17 protein-coding genes and 1 other RNA gene are annotated in these 20,327 nt (G+C 33.7%); 9 read left to right on the top strand and 9 right to left on the bottom strand.

The genetic code is table 11. The features are described 5' to 3' along the window. Positions 1 to 9: 9 nt before the first annotated feature. Complete coding sequence (gene gyrA, locus Q0857_RS15505; protein WP_298537327.1) at positions 10 to 2,553, bottom strand: DNA gyrase subunit A; 2,544 nt, start codon at positions 2,551 to 2,553, stop codon at positions 10 to 12. A 259-nt stretch (positions 2,554 to 2,812) separates the two neighbouring features. Here gyrA and Q0857_RS15500 point away from each other — a divergent pair, with 259 nt between their 5' ends. From Q0857_RS15500 to Q0857_RS15480, 5 genes are all read left to right on the top strand, one after another. After that, positions 2,813 to 5,359 carry an ATP-dependent Clp protease ATP-binding subunit gene (locus Q0857_RS15500; RefSeq protein WP_298537324.1) on the top strand — a complete coding sequence of 849 codons (2,547 nt, stop codon included), beginning with the start codon at positions 2,813 to 2,815 and terminating at the stop codon, positions 5,357 to 5,359. A gap of 119 nt (positions 5,360 to 5,478) precedes the next feature. Continuing rightward, complete coding sequence (locus tag Q0857_RS15495; protein ID WP_298537321.1) at positions 5,479 to 6,042, top strand: RNA polymerase sigma factor; 564 nt, start codon at positions 5,479 to 5,481, stop codon at positions 6,040 to 6,042. 10 nt (positions 6,043 to 6,052) lie between these two features. Next, positions 6,053 to 6,619, top strand: coding sequence for a hypothetical protein (locus Q0857_RS15490; protein WP_298537318.1), 567 nt, complete (start codon positions 6,053 to 6,055; stop codon positions 6,617 to 6,619). 48 nt (positions 6,620 to 6,667) lie between these two features. Then, a complete protein-coding gene (locus Q0857_RS15485; RefSeq protein ID WP_298537313.1) occupies positions 6,668 to 7,756 on the top strand; it encodes a hypothetical protein in 1,089 nt (362 codons plus the stop codon). 23 nt (positions 7,757 to 7,779) lie between these two features. After that, positions 7,780 to 8,511 (top strand): head GIN domain-containing protein, encoded by a 732-nt coding sequence (locus Q0857_RS15480; protein WP_298537310.1) that lies wholly within the window; start codon positions 7,780 to 7,782, stop codon positions 8,509 to 8,511. A 75-nt stretch (positions 8,512 to 8,586) separates the two neighbouring features. Here Q0857_RS15480 and Q0857_RS15475 read toward each other — a convergent pair whose 3' ends face one another. Together Q0857_RS15475 and Q0857_RS15470 are read right to left on the bottom strand one after the other, a co-directional pair. Beyond that, the gene (locus Q0857_RS15475) at positions 8,587 to 9,969 is read right to left on the bottom strand and encodes an MFS transporter (protein ID WP_298537623.1); all 1,383 of its coding nucleotides are present in this window, start codon (positions 9,967 to 9,969) and stop codon (positions 8,587 to 8,589) included. 67 nt (positions 9,970 to 10,036) lie between these two features. Further along, the gene (locus tag Q0857_RS15470; RefSeq protein WP_298537307.1) at positions 10,037 to 10,858 is read right to left on the bottom strand and encodes a M48 family metallopeptidase; all 822 of its coding nucleotides are present in this window, start codon (positions 10,856 to 10,858) and stop codon (positions 10,037 to 10,039) included. 149 nt (positions 10,859 to 11,007) lie between these two features. On the opposite strand from Q0857_RS15470, the gene msrB reads away from it, so the two are divergent. After that, positions 11,008 to 11,481, top strand: coding sequence for a peptide-methionine (R)-S-oxide reductase MsrB (gene msrB / locus Q0857_RS15465; RefSeq protein WP_298537304.1), 474 nt, complete (start codon positions 11,008 to 11,010; stop codon positions 11,479 to 11,481). A 251-nt stretch (positions 11,482 to 11,732) separates the two neighbouring features. Here msrB and Q0857_RS15460 read toward each other — a convergent pair whose 3' ends face one another. Beyond that, on the bottom strand, positions 11,733 to 13,016 hold the full coding sequence (locus tag Q0857_RS15460) for an NAD(P)/FAD-dependent oxidoreductase (protein ID WP_298537301.1): 1,284 nt from the start codon (positions 13,014 to 13,016) through the stop codon (positions 11,733 to 11,735). 107 nt (positions 13,017 to 13,123) lie between these two features. On the opposite strand from Q0857_RS15460, the gene lpdA reads away from it, so the two are divergent. Next, the gene (lpdA, locus tag Q0857_RS15455) at positions 13,124 to 14,515 is read left to right on the top strand and encodes a dihydrolipoyl dehydrogenase (protein ID WP_298537299.1); all 1,392 of its coding nucleotides are present in this window, start codon (positions 13,124 to 13,126) and stop codon (positions 14,513 to 14,515) included. Between the two features lie 76 nt (positions 14,516 to 14,591). Here lpdA and aroQ read toward each other — a convergent pair whose 3' ends face one another. Then, on the bottom strand, positions 14,592 to 15,008 hold the full coding sequence (gene aroQ / locus Q0857_RS15450) for a type II 3-dehydroquinate dehydratase (RefSeq protein ID WP_298537296.1): 417 nt from the start codon (positions 15,006 to 15,008) through the stop codon (positions 14,592 to 14,594). Positions 15,009 to 15,078: 70 nt separating this feature from the next. Here aroQ and Q0857_RS15445 point away from each other — a divergent pair, with 70 nt between their 5' ends. After that, on the top strand, positions 15,079 to 15,975 hold the full coding sequence (locus Q0857_RS15445) for a site-specific tyrosine recombinase (RefSeq protein WP_298537293.1): 897 nt from the start codon (positions 15,079 to 15,081) through the stop codon (positions 15,973 to 15,975). Positions 15,976 to 16,064: 89 nt separating this feature from the next. On the opposite strand, the gene rny is transcribed toward Q0857_RS15445, so the two are convergent. The 4 genes from rny to Q0857_RS15425 all read right to left on the bottom strand — a co-directional run bounded on the left by rny (position 16,065) and on the right by Q0857_RS15425 (position 18,463). Then, entirely contained in the window at positions 16,065 to 17,639 is a 1,575-nt protein-coding gene (gene rny, locus Q0857_RS15440; protein WP_298537290.1) for a ribonuclease Y, read from the bottom strand. A gap of 58 nt (positions 17,640 to 17,697) precedes the next feature. After that, a non-coding RNA gene (ssrS, locus tag Q0857_RS15435) (6S RNA) lies at positions 17,698 to 17,806 on the bottom strand. 63 nt (positions 17,807 to 17,869) lie between these two features. Continuing rightward, positions 17,870 to 18,157 (bottom strand): cell division protein ZapA, encoded by a 288-nt coding sequence (locus Q0857_RS15430; RefSeq protein WP_298537286.1) that lies wholly within the window; start codon positions 18,155 to 18,157, stop codon positions 17,870 to 17,872. 15 nt (positions 18,158 to 18,172) lie between these two features. Continuing rightward, positions 18,173 to 18,463: a hypothetical protein gene (locus Q0857_RS15425; RefSeq protein ID WP_298537284.1), complete on the bottom strand. Its 291-nt coding sequence runs from the start codon at positions 18,461 to 18,463 to the stop codon at positions 18,173 to 18,175. A gap of 177 nt (positions 18,464 to 18,640) precedes the next feature. Here Q0857_RS15425 and Q0857_RS15420 point away from each other — a divergent pair, with 177 nt between their 5' ends. Continuing rightward, entirely contained in the window at positions 18,641 to 20,326 is a 1,686-nt protein-coding gene (locus Q0857_RS15420) for a M23 family metallopeptidase (protein ID WP_298537282.1), read from the top strand. Position 20,327 lies beyond the last annotated feature (1 nt).

Here is a 20,327-nt window from a genome sequence, read left to right as displayed (position 1 = left end):
GTGTTATTGTTATTCTAAATTATTATCAAGAGTTATGCCATCATCTGTACCATCAATGTTTTCAATAGATTCAGCATCATCTACCTCATCTTCATCATGCATTACTTTTGCGACCGCAGCAATAGAATCACCCCCTTTTAAGTTTATTAACTTAACACCTTGTGTAGCTCTTCCCATCACTCTTAAATTCTCAATTACCATTCTAATTGCAATTCCAGATTTATTGATAATCATTAAATCATCATTATCTGTAACGCTTTTTATAGCAACCAAGCTACCTGTTTTTTCTGTAATGGAAATTGTTTTAACACCCTTACCTCCTCTATTTGTTATTCGATAAACAGGTTCTCCATCTTCAGGATCATCAATATATGTTCGCTTACCATAACCATTTTCAGAAACTACTAACACAGACTCCTCTTTAGGATTTTCGATAGTCACCATACCTATAACAGCATCTTTCTCATTCGCTAAAGTAATACCTCTTACTCCAGAGGCACCTCTTCCCATTGGCCTAGTTTTAGCTTCTTCAAAACGAATAGCTTTACCAGATTTAAGTGCTAACATTACCTGACTATTACCCGTGGTTAATTTTGCTTCTAATAACTCATCATTATCCTTAATTGTAATAGCATTAATACCATTCGTTCGCGGACGTGAATATTGTTCTAAAGACGTTTTCTTAACCTGACCCTTTTTTGTGGCCATGATTACATAATGACTATTTATATATGCCTCATCCTTCAAATCTTGAGTACATATAAAAGCCATCACCTTATCGTCTTGCTCAATATTTATTAGATTTTGAATAGCTCTACCTTTTGATGTTTTGCTTCCTTCAGGAATTTCATAAACACGCATCCAAAAACACTTTCCTTTCTGAGTAAAGAACAACATATACTGGTGATTTGTACCAACAAATAAATGTTCTAAAAAGTCTTCATTTCTAGTAGTTGATGCCTTTTGACCAACCCCACCTCTATTTTGTGTTTTGTATTCTGATAGTGATGTTCTTTTAATATATCCGGCATGAGAAATAGTGATAACCACTTTTTCATCAGGTATCATATCTTCAATACTTAAATCTCCACCAGCATATTCGATAACAGATCTACGTTCATCACCATACTTTTCTTTAACTACAACAAGCTCCTCCTTAATGATATTCATTCGACGCTCTTTCTTTTCTAGAATATCTTTCAAATCATCAATAGTCAGCATTAAATCATCATATTCCGAACGAAGCTTATCTTGCTCTAAACCAGTCAACTGACGTAGTCTCATTTCAACAATAGCTTTAGCTTGAATTTCAGACAGTTTGAATCGCTCAATTAACTTCGCTCTAGCTTCATCTGCATTAGCTGATGCTCTAATCAACGCGATAACCTCATCAATATTATCTGATGCAATTATCAGTCCTTCAAGAATATGTGCTCGTTCCTCTGCTTTACGAAGCTCATATTTTGTTCGACGAACAACAACCTCATGCCTGTGATCAACAAAATAACGTATTAATTCTTTCAGATTTAATAGTTGTGGCCTTCCATTAACAAGTGCAATGTTATTAACACTAAATGAGGATTGTAGAGCCGTATATTTAAATAATTTATTTAATACAATGTTTGGAATAGCGTCACGCTTTAAAACATAAACAATACGCATTCCATTTCTATCAGATTCATCTCTAATTGTAGAAATACCCTCTAATTTTTTATCGTTTATCAAGTCGGCAGTTTTCTTAATCATATCTGCCTTATTTACCTGATAAGGAATCTCATCAACTATAATACATTCTCTACCTTGCACTTCCTCGATATTCGCCTTTCCACGCATCACAATACGCCCTCTACCTGTTTGGAAAGCCTCTTTTACACCATCATAACCATATATAGTTCCTCCAGTTGGAAAATCTGGCGCTTTAACGTACTTGATTAATTCATCGATTTCAATGTCATTGTTCTCAATATACGCTACTGTACCATCTACAACCTCCCCTAAATTATGAGGCGGCATATTTGTAGCCATACCCACTGCAATACCAGAAGCTCCATTTACCAGAAGCCCAGGAATACGGGTTGGCAAAACTGTTGGTTCTTGTAGTGTGTCATCAAAATTCAATTTATGATCAACAGTTTCTTTCTCAATATCTGCCAACATATCCTCAGAAATCTTGCGCATACGTGCCTCCGTATAACGCATTGCTGCAGGACTATCACCATCAATTGAACCGAAATTCCCTTGCCCATCTACGAGCATATAGCGCAAACTCCACTCCTGGGCCATACGCACCATAGCATCATAAACCGACGTATCACCATGCGGGTGGTACTTACCTAAAACTTCTCCAACTATTCTTGCGGACTTTTTATGTGCCGAATTAGCTCTAACACCCAATTCGTGCATACCATAAAGCACACGCCTATGAACAGGTTTTAAACCATCTCTTACATCTGGTAAAGCACGTGACACAATGACCGACATTGAATAATCAATGTAAGCCGATTTCATCTCATCCTCAATATTAATAGGGATCAATTTTTCTCCTTCTGCCATATATAATTTAATTTAATTTTAAGTGTTTTTCAAAACATGCTAATATAAGTATTTCAGCAGTCATAGTAAGACTATCAAGGATGATTTTTCGTGTAATTTATTAACAATTTTAACGGCTTTTATAGTTAATAAGTATGCGCGTTAAAATTTTGATTTTATAAACATTTTTTCGTCAATTAGCGTTTTACAGTCGAATTAAGGTATAGTTTTTGCCTTTAGTAAAATGTTTTATTATTTTTAATGCAGAAAGGACACAATTATGGATGATAATTTTTCACCAAGAGTTAAAGATGTTATTGCTTATAGCAAGGAAGAAGCCCTGCGTTTAGGTCATGACTTTATTGGGACCGAACATTTGATGCTTGGTTTACTGCGTGATGGCAGCGGTAAAGCCATAAACATCTTAAATGCCTTAGATATTGACCTCAACCATTTAAGACGTAAAGTAGAAATTTTAAGTCCAGCAAATCCAAATATAGCTGTAGCTTCTAATCAAAAAAAGAACCTACATCTTACAAGACAGGCAGAACGAGCCCTAAAAACAACTTTTTTGGAGGCAAAATTATTTCAGAGCTCATCTATCAATACCGCTCACCTCCTACTTTGTATTTTAAGAAATGAGAATGACCCCACTACCAAGCTTTTAAATAAATTAAAAGTTGACTACGATAATGTTAAAGAACAATTTAAAATTATGATTACAAACGACGATAACTATATAGAACCTAAATCAGAATTTCAAGATGACGATACGACGTCAAGCGATGATTCTGCAAAAGACAATATTTTCAACTCGCCAGCTGGCAAGTCAAACAAGAAGTCTAAAACACCTGTTTTAGATAATTTTGGACGTGATTTAACCGCTTTAGCCGAAGAAGGTAAACTTGACCCTGTTGTAGGCAGAGAAAAAGAAATACAGCGTGTTTCTCAAGTTTTAAGTAGAAGAAAAAAAAACAACCCTCTTTTAATTGGGGAACCAGGTGTAGGTAAATCGGCCATAGCGGAGGGTCTAGCGTTAAGAATCGTTAAGCGAAAAGTGTCTCGCATCTTATTCAACAAGCGTGTTGTAACGCTTGATTTAGCAAGTTTGGTTGCCGGAACAAAATACAGAGGGCAATTTGAAGAGCGCATGAAGGCTGTTATGAATGAACTTGAAAAGAACGATGATGTTATTTTGTTTATTGACGAAATTCATACTATCGTTGGCGCTGGTGGAGCCACTGGAAGCCTAGATGCTTCCAACATGTTTAAACCGGCATTAGCCAGAGGAGAAATTCAATGTATTGGAGCAACCACTTTAGATGAATACAGACAATATATTGAAAAAGATGGCGCTTTAGAACGTCGTTTTCAAAAAGTAATTGTTGAACCTACATCTGTGGAGGAAACTATAGAAATCCTTAACAACATAAAAGGAAAATACGAAGAGCATCATAATGTTGATTATACACCTGAAGCCATTCAAGCCTGTGTGAAATTAACAAATAGATATATGACTGAGCGCTTCTTACCAGATAAAGCTATTGATGCATTAGATGAAGCTGGTTCTCGAGTGCATATCACCAATATTGATGTGCCTAAACAAATTATAGAGCTTGAAAAGCAATTAGAAGGTATCAAAGAAACCAAGAATGCTGTAGTTAGAAAGCAAAAATATGAAGAAGCTGCTAAGCTTAGAGATGATGAAAAACGCATTGAAAAAGAATTAGCTACCGCTCAAGAGAAATGGGAAGAAGATACTAAACAACACCGCGAAGTGGTGACTGAAGATAATGTTGCTGATGTCGTTTCTATGATGACCGGTGTTCCAGTAAATCGAATTGCCCAAACTGAGATTAATAAACTTGCTGAATTACCTAACTTAATTAAAGGTAAAGTCATTGGCCAAGATAATGCTGTTGCAAAAGTGGTTAAAGCTATTCAGCGAAACAGAGCTGGTCTTAAAGACCCTAACAAACCTATTGGTTCTTTTATATTTCTAGGTCAAACTGGCGTTGGAAAAACCCAATTAGCTAAGGTATTATCAAGAGAACTATTTGATAGCGAAGATTCACTTGTTAGAATAGACATGAGTGAATACATGGAGAAATTTGCAATTTCTAGATTAATTGGAGCGCCTCCAGGTTATGTAGGTTATGAAGAAGGTGGACAACTTACAGAAAAGGTAAGACGCAAGCCTTATGCCGTTATATTATTAGATGAAATTGAAAAAGCGCACCCTGATGTATTTAATATGCTGCTTCAAGTTCTTGATGACGGTTATTTAACTGATAGTTTAGGGCGAAAAATTGATTTTAGAAATACCATAATCATTATGACATCTAATATAGGTGCTCGTAAACTTAAAGATTTTGGAACTGGTATTGGTTTTGGAACTGCTTCTCAAAAAGCACAGGAAGATGCCAATGCAAGAAGCGTTATTGAAAATGCGCTTAAAAAATCATTTGCTCCAGAGTTTTTAAATAGAATTGATGACGTGGTAGTTTTCAACGCTCTAGAAAAAGAAGACATCAACAAAATTATTGATATCGAATTAGAAAAACTTTTAGCTAGAATTAAAAACCTAGGATATAACTTAACACTTACCGAAAGTGCTAAAGATTATATCGCTGAAAAAGGTTTTGACAAGCAATATGGAGCTAGACCTCTAAAACGTGCTATACAAAAGTACGTAGAAGATGCTCTGGCAGAAGAAATTGTTGCATCTAATTTACAAGAAGGTGATAATATTAAAATAGATTTAGACAGTAAAACTGATGAATTAAAAATATCTATTGAAAAGGCTGAAAAGCCCGCAGAGTCTTGATTCATTGTTGATTTTTATAATTTAAAATCCTACATTCTTTCTGAAAGTAGGATTTTTTTTTACCAAAACTGTAACAAATAAAATATAGTGCAATCTATATTATAACAATTTGTTTTTTTGTGACACTAACCAACTTAAATACAGAAGAGCTCGTTGAGCTTTGTAAAAGCAAAAACCAGTCGGCCCAATTAGAGGTTTACAATAGGTACTATAAGGCTATGTATAATACAGCTTATAGGATTGTAAAAAATAATTTTGAAGCAGAAGATATCATGCAAGATTCTTTTTTACAAGCTTTCACTAAGCTAGATACTTTAAAAGATATCAAGATTTTTGGAGCTTGGTTAAAACGAATTGTAATAAACAACAGTATTCATCATTATAGGAAACAGATAAAAAGAAATGAAACTCCTATTGATGACATGTTGTACAAAATTGAAGATGATTTAGACGGCATAGAAAGCGATTATGAGTTTACAAGTCTAAAAGCTAATCAGATTTTAGACATTATGAAAACTTTAAAAGACAATTACAGAATTGCTTTGACATTAAACCTAATTGAAGGCTATGATTATGAGGAAATTAGTAAAATCATGAATATCTCAAATCAAAATAGCAGAACCATGATTTCTCGAGCTAAAACAAGTTTAAGACAAAAACTTGAGAAGGTTTCAGAATATTAAAACAAAGATTATGAGTAAAGACAATTTAGATAACATATTTAAAAGTTTAGAAAACAACTTTGACATTGAAGTTCCTAATAATGGGCACGAAGCACGCTTTCTTGACAAATTAAATAATCAAAATAATGAGCTTGCTAAAGTTGTAAAACTAAAAAGAACACCTTGGAAACCGCTTATTGGTATTGCAGCCTCAATTGCACTATTAATCTCCGTTTTTATTGGGTTTAACCAACATGAAAATGTTATGGACTTGGCAAACGTATCACCTGAAATGGCAGAAACCCAAGATTTTTTTACAACTTCTATTGACGAGGAATTAAAAAAGCTTAAAAAGGAATCTTCTCCAGAAGTACAAGTTCTTATTCAAGATGCTTTAAAACGTATTAAACTTTTAGAAAAAGATTACGAAACTTTAAAAGTAGATTTAAAAAATAGTGGTGAAGATAATCGTGTAATATACGCGATGATTTCAAATTTCCAAAACAGGATAGACATCTTACAGAATACTCTAGAGCAAGTTAATATAGTAAAACAATTAAAAAATACATCAAATGAAATATCCGAATCAACTATTTAATTAAAATACAACGGATAAAGTAATTCACAACAATTAAAAAACGAACAAATGAAACAAGTAATAAAATTAAAAATAGCACTGGTTTTTTTCGTACTACCTTTCGCTCTGTTGGCTTCAAACACCATAGAATACAGACATACAAAATCTAAAACTATTAAAAAAGAGTTTGCCGTAAACAAAAGTGCTACTCTAAAAGTAGATAATAGTTATGGCAACATAGATATTGTGACCTGGGATGAAAATCGTATAGTATTTGAAGTAACAATTACCACTTCAGGAAATAATGAAGAAAAAACACAAGATCGATTAAACGATATTAATATAAAGTTTTCTGGATCACCAGAATTAGTTTCGGCGGTAACTAAATTTGGGTCTCAAAAGTCCGGCTCGTGGTGGAATTGGGGAAGCAATAATAAAATAAAAATGAAAATTAATTATAAGATAAAAATACCCATTACGAATACGGTTGATTTAGATAATGACTATGGCAATATTAATTTAGATAAACTGAAAGGTAGAGCGGAGATTAATTGTGATTATGGTAAAATAACAACAAAAGAATTAATGGCAGTTAATAATCAATTAAATTTCGATTATACTAAAGGGTGTTACTTTGAATATATTAATAGTGGTAAAATTAATGCCGATTACAGCGACTTTACCATAGCAAAAACCAAAGATGTAAATATCTCTGCCGACTACACAAACTCTAAAGTGGAGCTAGCTGAAAACGTTACCTTTAATTGTGACTATGGTAATATGAGAATTGATGCGGCTAATAATATTAACGGTAGAGGTGATTATTTAACAACAGTAATAGGCGATGTATACAATGATGTTACATTAAATGCAGACTATGGTTCTATTAAAATAAAACAGTTAACTGAAAATGCAGGAAATATCAACATTAAATCTGATTACGTTGGTATTAACATTGGCTATGCAAATGACTATAACTTTAACTTCGACATTAAACTAGACTATGGATCATTAAGAGATGGTGAGGGCTTAGTTTTTATTAAAAAAAGAATCGAATCAACAGATAAATATTATAATGGTTACAGAGGTAATCAAACGTCGGGAAACACTATTTCAATAGAATCTGACTATGGAAGTGTTTCATTAAAACAAAATTAATTCATCAATCAAAAAACGAACTCATGAAAATTTTAATTAAAACACAATTAGCTTTAGTATTTTTAAGTTGTTTATTTATTTCATCGTCTCACGCACAGTGGAAAAAAGTAAAAGGAAATGGAAATAAAACAACCGTGACTCGAACAACATCAGATTACAATGCTATTAGATGCGCTGGTTCAATGGATTTTATCCTAGTAAAGGGTACAGAAGGACAAATTACCATTGAAGGAGAGGAAAACCTTTTAGAATATATAATCACAGACGCTAAATCAGGTGTATTAAAAGTGAAAGTAAAAGATGGGGTTAACTTAAAAACAAGTTATAACAGCACCATAAAAATCACAATACCATTTGAAGATGTTAGCGAAGTATCACTTTCAGGTTCGGGAGACTTATATAATAAAGACCTTATTAAAACACCAACTCTAGATATTGCGCTATCTGGATCTGGAGATGTAGTACTTGACATTGAAACAGAATCAGTAGAAAGCGCTTTGTCTGGATCGGGAGATATTACCTTAAAAGGAACAACTAACAATTTAGAAGCAAAAGTTTCTGGATCGGGAGATTTCCATGGCTTTAATCTACAAGCAAACAATACTGAAGTTTATGTTGCCGGATCGGGAGATGCCAAAGTAGTAAGTAATAAAATGCTTAAAGCAAGAGTTGCGGGATCGGGAGATATTGCCTATCGTGGAAACCCTGAAAAAGAAGACACTAAAGTTGCTGGATCAGGAAGCATAAGTAATTAACATAATAATTATCATCAATCAAACTTTAATCAAAAGACCATGCTAATAACATGGTCTTTTTTAGTTTAATATGATTTAATTATCATTAGTCTTGGGAACTCTAATTAGAAGAATAATTCCTAATAAGAAGAATACAAATAAAAACAGAATAGCATTACGCATAGTTCCAGTAATTTGATCTATACTGGCGAAAATAACCATACCAATTACAATACCTATTTTTTCGGCTACATCATAAAAACTAAAATAAGAGGTTGTATCTTCAGTCTCCGGTAAAAATTTTGAATACGTCGATCTGGCTAATGATTGTATCCCTCCCATAACAAAACCAACACTTGCAGCTGCAATATAAAACTGAATTGGTGTGTACATGAAGTAAGCATAAAAACACAGACACATCCATATTATATTTATAAAAACAAGTGTTTTTATATTACCAAACTTAGCAGAAGCTTTTGATGTTAAAAATGCGCCCAAAACAGCTATGAGTTGAATAATTAAAATACTACCAATCAATCCGATTGTTTTATCAGAATCAGTGCCCCAATCAATTTCTTCTTCTCCAAAATATACAGCCACAAGCATAATGGTTTGTACAGCCATACTAAAAACAAAAAAGGCATATAAATAACGTTTCAATCTTAAGTTTTCCTTTAATTGCCCCCAAACCGCTCTTAATTCTCTTAAACCATTAAAAACAACATCCTTAGTGACTTTATGACCTGAGGAAACCCCCTTAGGTAAAAAATAAAATGAATATTGACTAAACAGAGCCCACCATACGCCAACAGTGATAAAAGATATTTTCATAGCCTCAAAGGAAGCTGCATCCTTTACTGTTTTTAATGCAGCACTAATTTCGGCTTCAGTTCCTGTTTCTCTCAATGATTCTGGAATACTAATATCGAAGCCAAAAAATTGAGGCATCATTACCATGGCCAAATTTAAGACTAGTAGTAAAACACTACCCACATAACCCCAGGAAAACCCTTTAGCACTAATACTATCTTGTTGTTCTTCAAAAGCTATATCGGGTAAATAGGAATTATAAAACACCAAACTCCCCCAATACCCTATAAGCCCCATAAAATAAAACAGCAAACTTAAATGAATTCGATCCAAACTAAACCAATACAAACCAATACATCCAGCACTTCCTAAATAACAGAAAAACTTCATAAAAGTCTTTTTATTACCAACATAATCGGCAATACCAGAAAGTATAGGCGAAGTAAAAGCAACTACCAAAAAAGTAAAAGCCGTTATAAAGGTAATGAGTGCAGTACTTTTGAATTCCATTCCAAAAGCTTGAACCGTTTTTATTTCTGTAAGAAATAATGCAGAATAAAAAATTGGAAAAATTGATGAAGCTATAGTAAGCGTATAAACTGAATTTGCCCAATCGTAAAACGCCCATGCATTGAGCAGTTTTTTACTTCCCTTTTTAAGTCCTTCCATAAAAAAAGCTGCTTTTTTATAAGCAGCTTCTAAAGTAATCAAATATTTTTATTTGAACATTACATATCTATTCTCTAAATTTTGAAACTCCAAATTTCTGTGCTTCAGCCACAGCTGCAGGGGCTAGTGCTGTTAAGTTCGCAATACGAGAATCATTTGATGGGTGTGTACTTAATATTTCAGGTGGTGCTTGCCCACTTCCACTATTAGCCTTCATACGTTTCCAAAGTTCAGCGGCTTCTGTAGGATTGTAACCTGCTATAGCCATTAAATACAAACCTATCTTATCGGCTTCGGTTTCATGACTTCTACTAAATGGTAACATAACACCTAATTGTGACCCCACCCCATAATACTGATTAAAAGCATCTCTTGCCCTTGGATCGTTTAGAGCAATATTTCCAGCTACCGCTCCTACCTGTTGCAACATCCCAGCACTCATTCTTTGTTGACCGTGATTAGCCAATGCATGTGCCACTTCATGCCCCATTATTGCTGCAACACCTGTTTCGCTTTTAGCAACTGGTAAAATACCTGTATAAAAAACAATTTTACCTCCTGGCATACACCAAGCGTTCACTGTTTCATCATCCACTAAATTATATTCCCATTTGTAGTCATTTAAATAACTATGATGCCCATTCGCTGTTAACCATCGTTCGGCAGCTGTAGCTATTCGTTGTCCTACCCTTGTTATCATTTGTGCATCTTTCGTTCCAGTAACTACCTTGTTTTCTGTCAAAAACTGATCATACTGTGCAAAGGCCGTTGGAAATAATTGAGAGTTTGGTACCAAAGCCATTGTCTTTTTTCCCGTAAACGGGTTGGTAGCACAAGACACAACCAACAGCGCTGCTCCAAAAAGTATTATTGTCTGTTTAAGTTTCATTACTAAATATTTAATTTGCATTAGAAAATGTAAAACCAAGTCTATTTATTAAGACACTGTTTTAAATTATTAGTCACAATAAAGATAAAAATATAATGATATTTTAACGTCATGTTTCGTTTTTAATATCGACTATTAAAAAAAAAATTATGAAAAACATACTCATTTTAGCTATAATATTTCTTTTTATAAGTTGTAAAGGGAATTCGCAAGACACTACTAAAAAAGAGTATCCTGTCTCAAAAACTGAAAGCGAATGGAAAACAGAATTATCTGAAATGGAGTTTTATGTTCTTCGAAAATCTGGAACAGAACGTTCATTTTCCAGTCCATTAAACAAGAATTACAGCAAAGGAATTTATGTTTGTAAAGCCTGCGAAACACCTCTTTTTAAAAGTGAAAACAAATATGACTCAGGTAGCGGCTGGCCAAGTTTTGATAGAGAAATAAAAAATAATGTTGCCTTTTCTACTGATTACAATTTGGGATATGCTCGCACAGAAGAGCATTGCGCAACGTGCGGTAGTCATTTAGGTCATGTTTTCAACGATGGGCCACGAAAAACTACGGGTAAAAGGCATTGTATTAATGGGGTCGCTCTAAAATTTATTCCGCAAGAATAAAGGCCCATTTTTATATTATAGGCAACTACCTAAACAGTGTTGCTAAACAGTTTGAATATTATGAAAGTTTTGGAGATAAAACTTTTTTACTATTGTCTTTTGAGGATATACGTAGGCAAAACAATTCGCCTTCAAATAGCATTTCGGTAATTGGCATTCGCTTTCCTCCCCAAAAGGAGACTTATAAAATATAATCATGATAAGTTCAAAACAGGCCAGCAGAGTAAGCACTTCACTGAAGACCATTAAAGCTAATTTTTAATTTGATTTTTAAAAGGACGAATAATCAAACGAGCTTCTCTATCAAACCTAACGTAATTATACACCCAATTCACAAACACGACCATCCTGTTTCTAAAACCAATTAGAAAGAATAAATGCACGAACATCCAAACATACCATGCAAATACACCTTGAAAGTTAAATCTTTTTAAATCTACTACAGCTTTATTTCTACCAATGGTTGCCATAGCTCCTTTGTCTTTATATTCAAAAGGTTTCATAGGCTTTTCTTCAATTAAGTTCAATATATTATCACCCAGTTGATCCCCCTGTTGTATCGCAGGTTGTGCCATCATTGGAAAGCCTTGCGGGGTATCATCAGTAACCATACAAGCGATATCCCCAATGGCAAAAATACTAGAAAACCCTTTTACTTGATTAAAGGTATTTACTAAAATTCTATTTCCCCTAGTCACAAACTCCTCAGCGTCTAAACCTTTTATGGTGGCGCCTTTTACCCCAGCAGCCCAAACTACAGTAGCAGTTTCAAAAGTTAAATCTGTGTTGGTCGTTACTATATTTCCATCATAATTAGTAACCCTCACGTTTTTCCAAATATTAACGCCTAATTTTTCTAGAAAATCCTCAGCCTTTTCTGATGCCTTTGCACTCATTCCCTTTAGAATACAGTCGCCAGATTGGATAATATGTATTTGGGCCATTCGCGTGTCCAAATCCGGATAGTCTTTAGGCAAGATTCCTTTTTTAATTTCTGCTAAAGCTCCGGCCAACTCAACACCTGTTGGCCCACCTCCTACTATAACAAAATTCATCAAGGCATTCCTTTCATTTAAATCTGAAGTCAATAAGGCTTCTTCAAAATTTTCAAGAATTAGACTTCTTAAATTCAAAGATTGCGGTATGGTTTTCATAGCCATACTATGCTTTTCAATTTCAGAATTTCCGAAATAATTCGTTTTTGAACCTGACGCTACAACTAAATAATCAAACTTAATATTTCCAATATTAGTTTTAACCTTATTCTTTTTGGTATCTATTTCATCAACATTGGCCAACCTAAAAAAGAAATTAGGGAAATCTTTAAGTATTTTTCTAATAGGATACGCAATAGAATCTGGTTCTAAGCCACCAGTAGAAACTTGATATAATAAAGGTTGGAAGGTGTGATAGTTATGTTTATCTAAAAGCACCACTTGCACCTCTTGTTTCGATAGTTTTTTAGCTAAGGCTACTCCAGCAAAACCACCTCCAATAATAACAATTCTAGGGTAACTCGTTCTAGGGATGTTCATATATTAAAACTTGTTTGACAAAGGTAGTATTTAAGACATAAATTTAAAGCCTTCTATATTCTTTATTCTAATTCGATTTTGTAAATTCGTACCCTAAAAAATTACACATGGGTAAATACGATATCATCATTATTGGAAGTGGTCCTGGAGGTTATGTAACAGGAATAAGAGCATCGCAACTTGGTTTTAAAGTAGCGATTGTTGAAAAAGAAAATCTTGGAGGGATTTGTTTAAATTGGGGATGTATTCCAACAAAAGCGTTATTAAAATCTGCTCAAGTTTATGATTATTTAAAACACGTTGATGACTATGGTTTAAAAGCTGAAGCTATCGATAAAGATTTCGATGCTGTTATAAAACGTAGTCGTGGTGTTGCTGAAGGCATGAGTAAAGGTGTTCAGTTTTTAATGAAGAAGAATAAAATAGACATTCTTAAAGGTTTTGGTAAAATTAAAACAGGAAAGAAAGTTGATGTTACTGCTGAAGATGGTACCATAACTGAATATAGTGCTGAAAATATCATTATTGCTACGGGAGCACGTTCTCGAGAATTACCTAATTTACCTCAAGATGGTAAAAAAGTAATAGGTTACCGTCAAGCTATGTCTTTAACAAAGCAACCAAAGAAAATGATTGTTGTTGGTTCTGGAGCTATTGGAGTTGAATTTGCGCATTTTTATAACTCGATGGGTACTGATGTAACTATTGTGGAATTCATGCCAAATGTTGTTCCTGTTGAAGATGCAGATATTTCGAAAGCGTTCGCTAGTTCATTAAAAAAATCTGGCATTAAGGTTATGACAAGCTCTTCTGTTGAGTCTGTTGACACGTCGGGTTCTGGAGTTGTTGCTACTGTTAAAACAAAAAAAGGAGAAGAAACTTTAGAAGCTGATATTTTATTATCTGCAATTGGTATTAAATCAAATATAGAAAACATAGGTTTAGAAGATGTTGGAATTGTAGTTGATAGAGATAAAATTTTAGTTAACGACTTCTACCAAACTAATATTCCTGGTTACTATGCTATTGGAGATGTTGTTCCTGGACAAGCTTTAGCCCACGTTGCATCTGCTGAAGGTATTACTTGTGTTGAAAAATTAGCAGGATTACATACTGAAGCTATTGATTACGGAAACGTTCCTGGATGTACGTATGCCTCTCCGGAAATTGCGTCTGTAGGATTAACTGAAGCTAAAGCTATTGAAGCTGGTTATGATATTAAGGTTGGGAAATTCCCATTTAGCGCTTCAGGGAAAGCTACCGCTGCTGGAACTAAAGAAGGTTTTGTAAAGGTTATTTTTGATGCTAAGTATGGTGAATGGTTAGGATGCCACATGATTGGTGCTGGCGTAACTGATATGATTGCTGAAGCTGTTTTAGGAAGAAAATTAGAAACTACAGGCCACGAAGTATTAAAAACAATTCACCCTCACCCAACTATGAGTGAAGCGGTAATGGAAGCTGTTGCAGACGCTTACGATGAAGTGATTCATCTTTAGAAAGCAACTTTAATAAAGATAAAAAAAGCGATTCAAAATTTGAATCGCTTTTTTTATAATATCCTGAAACTTCTATTTATAAAAAACTCTGAATGGCCAGCTCATAACTCTGCAAGCCAAAACCAAGAATAACACCTTTTGCATTAGGTGATATATAAGACTGATGGCGAAACTCTTCTCTACCAAACGTATTAGAAATATGAACTTCAATCACAGGTGTTTCAATACCCTTAATGGCATCCCCAATACCAATACTTGTATGCGTATAAGCCCCTGCATTAAGTACAGCACCATCATAACTAAAACCTACCTCATGCAACTTATCAATAATTTCACCTTCTATATTTGACTGATAGTAACTCAACTCAACTTGAGGGTACTTTTCCTTTATTTCATCAAAAAATTCAGTAAAGGTTAAACTACCATAAATATTAGGTTCTCTTTTTCCTAATAAATTTAAATTTGGTCCGTTGATGATGATTATTTTTTTCATGAGGTAAAGATATTTAATTTTCTGTTATTTAATTTTAAAAATTACCATTTGTCCTTTATTTTTACCCAACATGAAATGGCAACAAGCACTTAAAGATTATCAACTCTACTTAAAGATAGAACGTGGGTTATCTAAAAACTCAATTGACAATTATGTGCTTGATGTTACAAAACTCATTGCATATCTAGAGGCAAATAGTATGACGTCCTCTCCAATCACAATTGAATCGCAAACTATACAGCAATTTATATACGAGATTGCAAAAGTTGTAAATGCGAGATCGCAATCCAGAATCATTTCAGGGCTAAGAAGTTTCTTTAACTATCTGATATTTGAGGACTACAGAACATCAAACCCTCTGGAGTTAATTGAGTCTCCTAAAATAGGTAGAAAGCTTCCGGATACACTTTCTGAAGATGAAATTGATAGTATCATAAAAGCTATTGATTTAAGTAAACCAGAAGGAGAACGCAATAGAGCAATACTAGAAACCTTATACGGCTGTGGTTTACGTGTGAGTGAACTTATTAACCTTAAAATTTCAGATTTATTTTTTGATGAAGGTTTTATTAAAGTTACGGGTAAAGGTGACAAACAACGTTTCGTGCCTATTGTAGATGTTACCCAGAAATACATCAACATTTATAGAAGAGACATTAGAAACCACCTTAATATTCAGGCTGGATTTGAAGATACACTATTTCTTAATAGACGTGGCAAACAACTAACAAGAGCCATGATATTTACTATAATTAAACAACTTGTTGAGAAGATTGGACTTAAAAAGAAAGTATCTCCACACACCTTCAGACATTCCTTTGCCACACACCTATTAAAAAATGATGCAGACTTAAGATCAATTCAATTAATGCTTGGTCATGAAAGCATAACGACTACAGAAATCTATGTGCATCTTGATAAAAGCCACTTAACTAAAGTTGTTGAAAAATATCATCCAAGAAAATAAAAATAGCCATTGATTTTTAGCCTTTTTGGAAACAAAAAACCCAGCAGATGCCAGGTTTTTATTATTCAAAAAGCTTTCAACGCCTTCTACTATTTTGCAATATTAACGGCTCTTGTTTCTCTAATAACCGTTACTTTTACTTGTCCAGGGTAAGTCATATCTGTTTGAACCTTTTGAGAAATGCTAAAAGATAAATCTGCTGCTTTTTGATCATCAACTTTTTCACTTTCAACAATAACTCTTAACTCCCTACCTGCTTGAATTGCATAAGCTTTTTTAACACCTGTAAATCCAAAGGCAATATCTTCTAAATCTTTTAAACGTTGAATATAACTATCTAGCACTTGTCTTCTTGCTCCTGGTCTTGCTCCCGAAATCGCATCACATACTTGAACAATAGGTGCTAACAATGATTTCATTTCCACTTCATCATGATGCGCTCCAATAGCGTTACAAACATCCCCTTTCTCATTAAACTTCTCTGCCCATTGCATACCTAAAATCGCATGCGGAGTTTCCATGTCTGCTTCAGCGTCTGGAACTTTACCAATATCATGTAATAAACCTGCTCGTTTTGCCAACTTAGGATTTAACCCTAATTCTGCTGCCATCACTCCACAAAGTTTCGCTACCTCCCTAGAGTGTTGTAACAGGTTTTGTCCGTAAGATGAACGATACTTCATTCTACCAACCATTTTAATCAACTCAGGGTGTAAATTATGAATTCCCAGGTCAATCACCGTACGTTTACCTACTTCTATAATCTCCTGTTCAATTTGTTTTTGAGTTTTCTTTACAATTTCTTCAATACGAGCCGGGTGTATTCTACCGTCGGTAACTAATTTATGAAGTGATAATCGAGCTACCTCTCTTCTCACTGAATCAAAACATGATAAAATAATAGCTTCAGGAGTATCATCAACAATAATTTCAACCCCAGTTGCAGCTTCAATAGCACGAATATTGCGCCCTTCACGACCAATAATACGTCCTTTTACATCATCAGATTCAATATTAAATACAGACACGCAATTATCTACCGCTTCTTCAGTCCCTATACGCTGTATGGTATTTATTATAATTTTTTTAGCATCCTGTTCAGCCGTCAATTTAGCTTCTTCTAACGAACTTTGAACAAATGCCATAGCATCATTCTTAGCTTCACCTTTTAAAGACTCAACCAATTGTTCTTTAGCCTCTTCTGCAGATAAACTTGAGATAACTTCCAGCTGCTGCACTTGGCTTTTATGTAATCTGTCTAGCTCTACTTGTTTTTTCTCTATAACATCTAACCTATGGTTATAGTCCTTAACTTTTCCTTCTAAACTATCATTTAACTTTTTGCTTTTTGATAATTCATTAGATATCTGAGACTCCTTGTCTCGGGTACGTTTTTCCGCTTCTGCCATTTTCTTGTCACGAGAAAGAATTACCTTTTCATGCTCTGCCTTAAGTTCTATAAACTTTTCTTTGGCTTGAAGTATTTTATCTTTTTTAAGGTTCTCCCCTTCACTTTTTGCCTCTTTAAGCACTAAAGCTGCACTTTTCTTAGCTTCTTTCACAAGCTTGGAAGCATTGTTTTTTTCTAGTGTTTTTGATATAATAAAGCCTATTATTAGGCCTAATATAGCACCCCCTACTGCAAATATAATTGAGTTATCCATCGTTAATTTAGTGGTTTATATATATAAAAAAAGCCTACACCAGTATAAAGTTTTGTATAAACTCCTTAAAAACAAGTTTAGGGCTAACAAGCTGATCAAGGGTCTGCGACTAAGGCAGCATGCTTTTACAACTTAAACTCACCCTTTTTAAAGAATTAACGTTGAGTTTATCAAAAAAAATAACCAATGCAGGCAGTAACTTTTATTTATTTTAAAGAACGTTTAAGAGACTAAATATGTTTTTGCAACAACATGTTTAAAGCATTTAGCTTTTCTTCTACATGTTCATTAACATTTGCTTTATCAATAGACTTCTGTTCAACTTGAGATGCAAATTGTAAAGCACACATGGCTAATACATCTTGTTTATCTCTAACAGAATAACTTTGCTCAAACTGCTTAATCATAACCTCTATATTCTTAGCAGCTTTACGTAATCCTTCTTCTTGACTTGCATCAATAGTTAAAGGGTACACTCTGTTAGCTATAGACAGCTTTATTTTAAGCTTTTCTGACATTGCATTTTCAAAACATTAATCTGAGAGTTGAGCAATACAATGATCAATATCCCGAATTAAGGCATTTATTTTAAGCTTAGTTTCTCTTTTATTATCGTCACTACCAAGTATTGTATTTGCCATTTTAAGAGCTTCGTACTTTTCTTCCCAAGATGAAATTTCATTTTTTTGGGCTGAATTAAATCGCTTTGAAACTTCTAACTCTTCATTTAATTTCAAATTAGCATGCTTTAAAAGCTCTAGTTTGTGTAATAATTTGCTAATCTTGTTTTCTAAAGAATCTACAATATCTTCAATATTACTCATTTACAAATTTCAATACTTATATCACAAAGTTAACATACCTATCTGAAATAACAATTGTTTTTTCATAAAATTTTGTAAAGCAATGCTTAAACACAATCTTAAAATCACTGGCTTGATTTTTGCTTTATTCTTTGTGTTTTGACTTCTTATTAATAATTTAGCCTCTCATTAATAGCTATGCGATTCCTACTTTCCTTTATTTTTATTTTATCACTTTTTGGTCAAGCTCAAAATAACTACCCTCAAGATTATTTTAGCGAACCACTGGAAATACCTTTAATTTTATCAGGCACGTTTGCGGAATTAAGATCTAATCATTTTCACGCTGGATTAGATATTAAAACACAACAACGTACAGGGTTGAAAGTAAAATCGGCTGCAAATGGATTTGTGAGTAGAATTAAAGTATCGCATTTTGGCTATGGTAAGGCACTCTATATAACCCACCCGAATGGCTACACGACGGTTTATGCTCACTTACAAAAGTTTTCACCAAATATTGAAGCCTTTGTAAAAAAAATGCAGTACCAAAAAGAGTCTTATGAAATAGAACTTTTTCCAAAAGCTGAAGAGTTGGTTGTTTTAAAAGATAGCTTAATTGCATACAGTGGGAATTCAGGTGGCTCTGGTGGTCCGCATTTACACTTCGAAATACGGGATAAAGCAGAACGCCCTATAAACCCCATGCTATTTGGGATTGATATAAAAGATCATGTTACACCTCTAGTTAAATCGTTATATGTCTACCCTTTAGATGATAAATCATTTGTCAACAAAAGTAATTCAAAACAAAAAGTTAGATTAATTCCTGTTCATAATGGAGATTATTATACGGAAAATATTGAAGCTATTGGTAATATTGGCTTCGCCATTGAAACTATGGACAGGCAGGACTTAGCTGCTAACTCAAACGGTGTTTACAATATTCAAACCTTTTTAAATGGAAACAGAAATTTTGAATTAGATTTTACACGTTTTTCGTTTGATGAAACCAAAAACATCAATCAGCTTATTGACTATGAACATTACATAAAAAAGAAATCTCGTATTCAAAAATTATACAAAAAAAACAATGAATTAAGCATTATTAAATCGGTCGTGAGAAACGGTTACATCTCCATTGAAGATAGTACAAACTCAGTCTATAAAATAAGAGTAGTTGATTTCAAAAACAACGAATCTTGGGTAACGGTTCAAATCAATGGTACCAAAGCAAGCCGTACAACACCAAAAGCTCAAAAAACAACACCTTACTTTATTAAAACAACCCAAAATGTAAACTTAACGGAAGGCAAAGTATCTGTTGATTTCTATAAAAATACTTTCTACGAGGATTTCTATATTGATTTTGAAGCAAGGAATGACACCCTATTTCTTCATGAGGACATTAAAGCTGCCAAGAAAAATTTTTCAATTTCGTTCAATGTTGGTAATTACTCGAATGAAGATAAAAGCAAACTTTATATTGCACGATTGATTGGGCAGAAAAAATATCCCGCTTACACGTCCACAAAAAGAAAGGGTGATTTATTAATTGCTACTTCCAAAAAACTAGGCACTTACACTTTAATGACGGATACCATTAAACCATCAATTAAACCCATTAATTTTAAAAAAGAACAATGGCTTAGTAAATATCGTTTCTTAAAACTAAAAATTGATGATGCAGGTTCAGGAATCTCAAAATTTAGGGCCACGATAAACGGAAAATGGATATTAATGGAGTATGATTATAAAACGAAAATACTAACCTACGATTTTAACGATAATGTGGTTATAGCTACCAAGAATAATTTAAAGGTAATTGTTACTGATAATGTTGGAAATAATTCTACATTTGAAACGTTATTTTACAGAAAATAAA

This window comes from uncultured Algibacter sp., assembly GCF_947495925.1.
Lineage (GTDB): Bacteria > Bacteroidota > Bacteroidia > Flavobacteriales > Flavobacteriaceae > Algibacter_E.
This window is presented reverse-complemented; position numbering and strand designations above follow the sequence as displayed.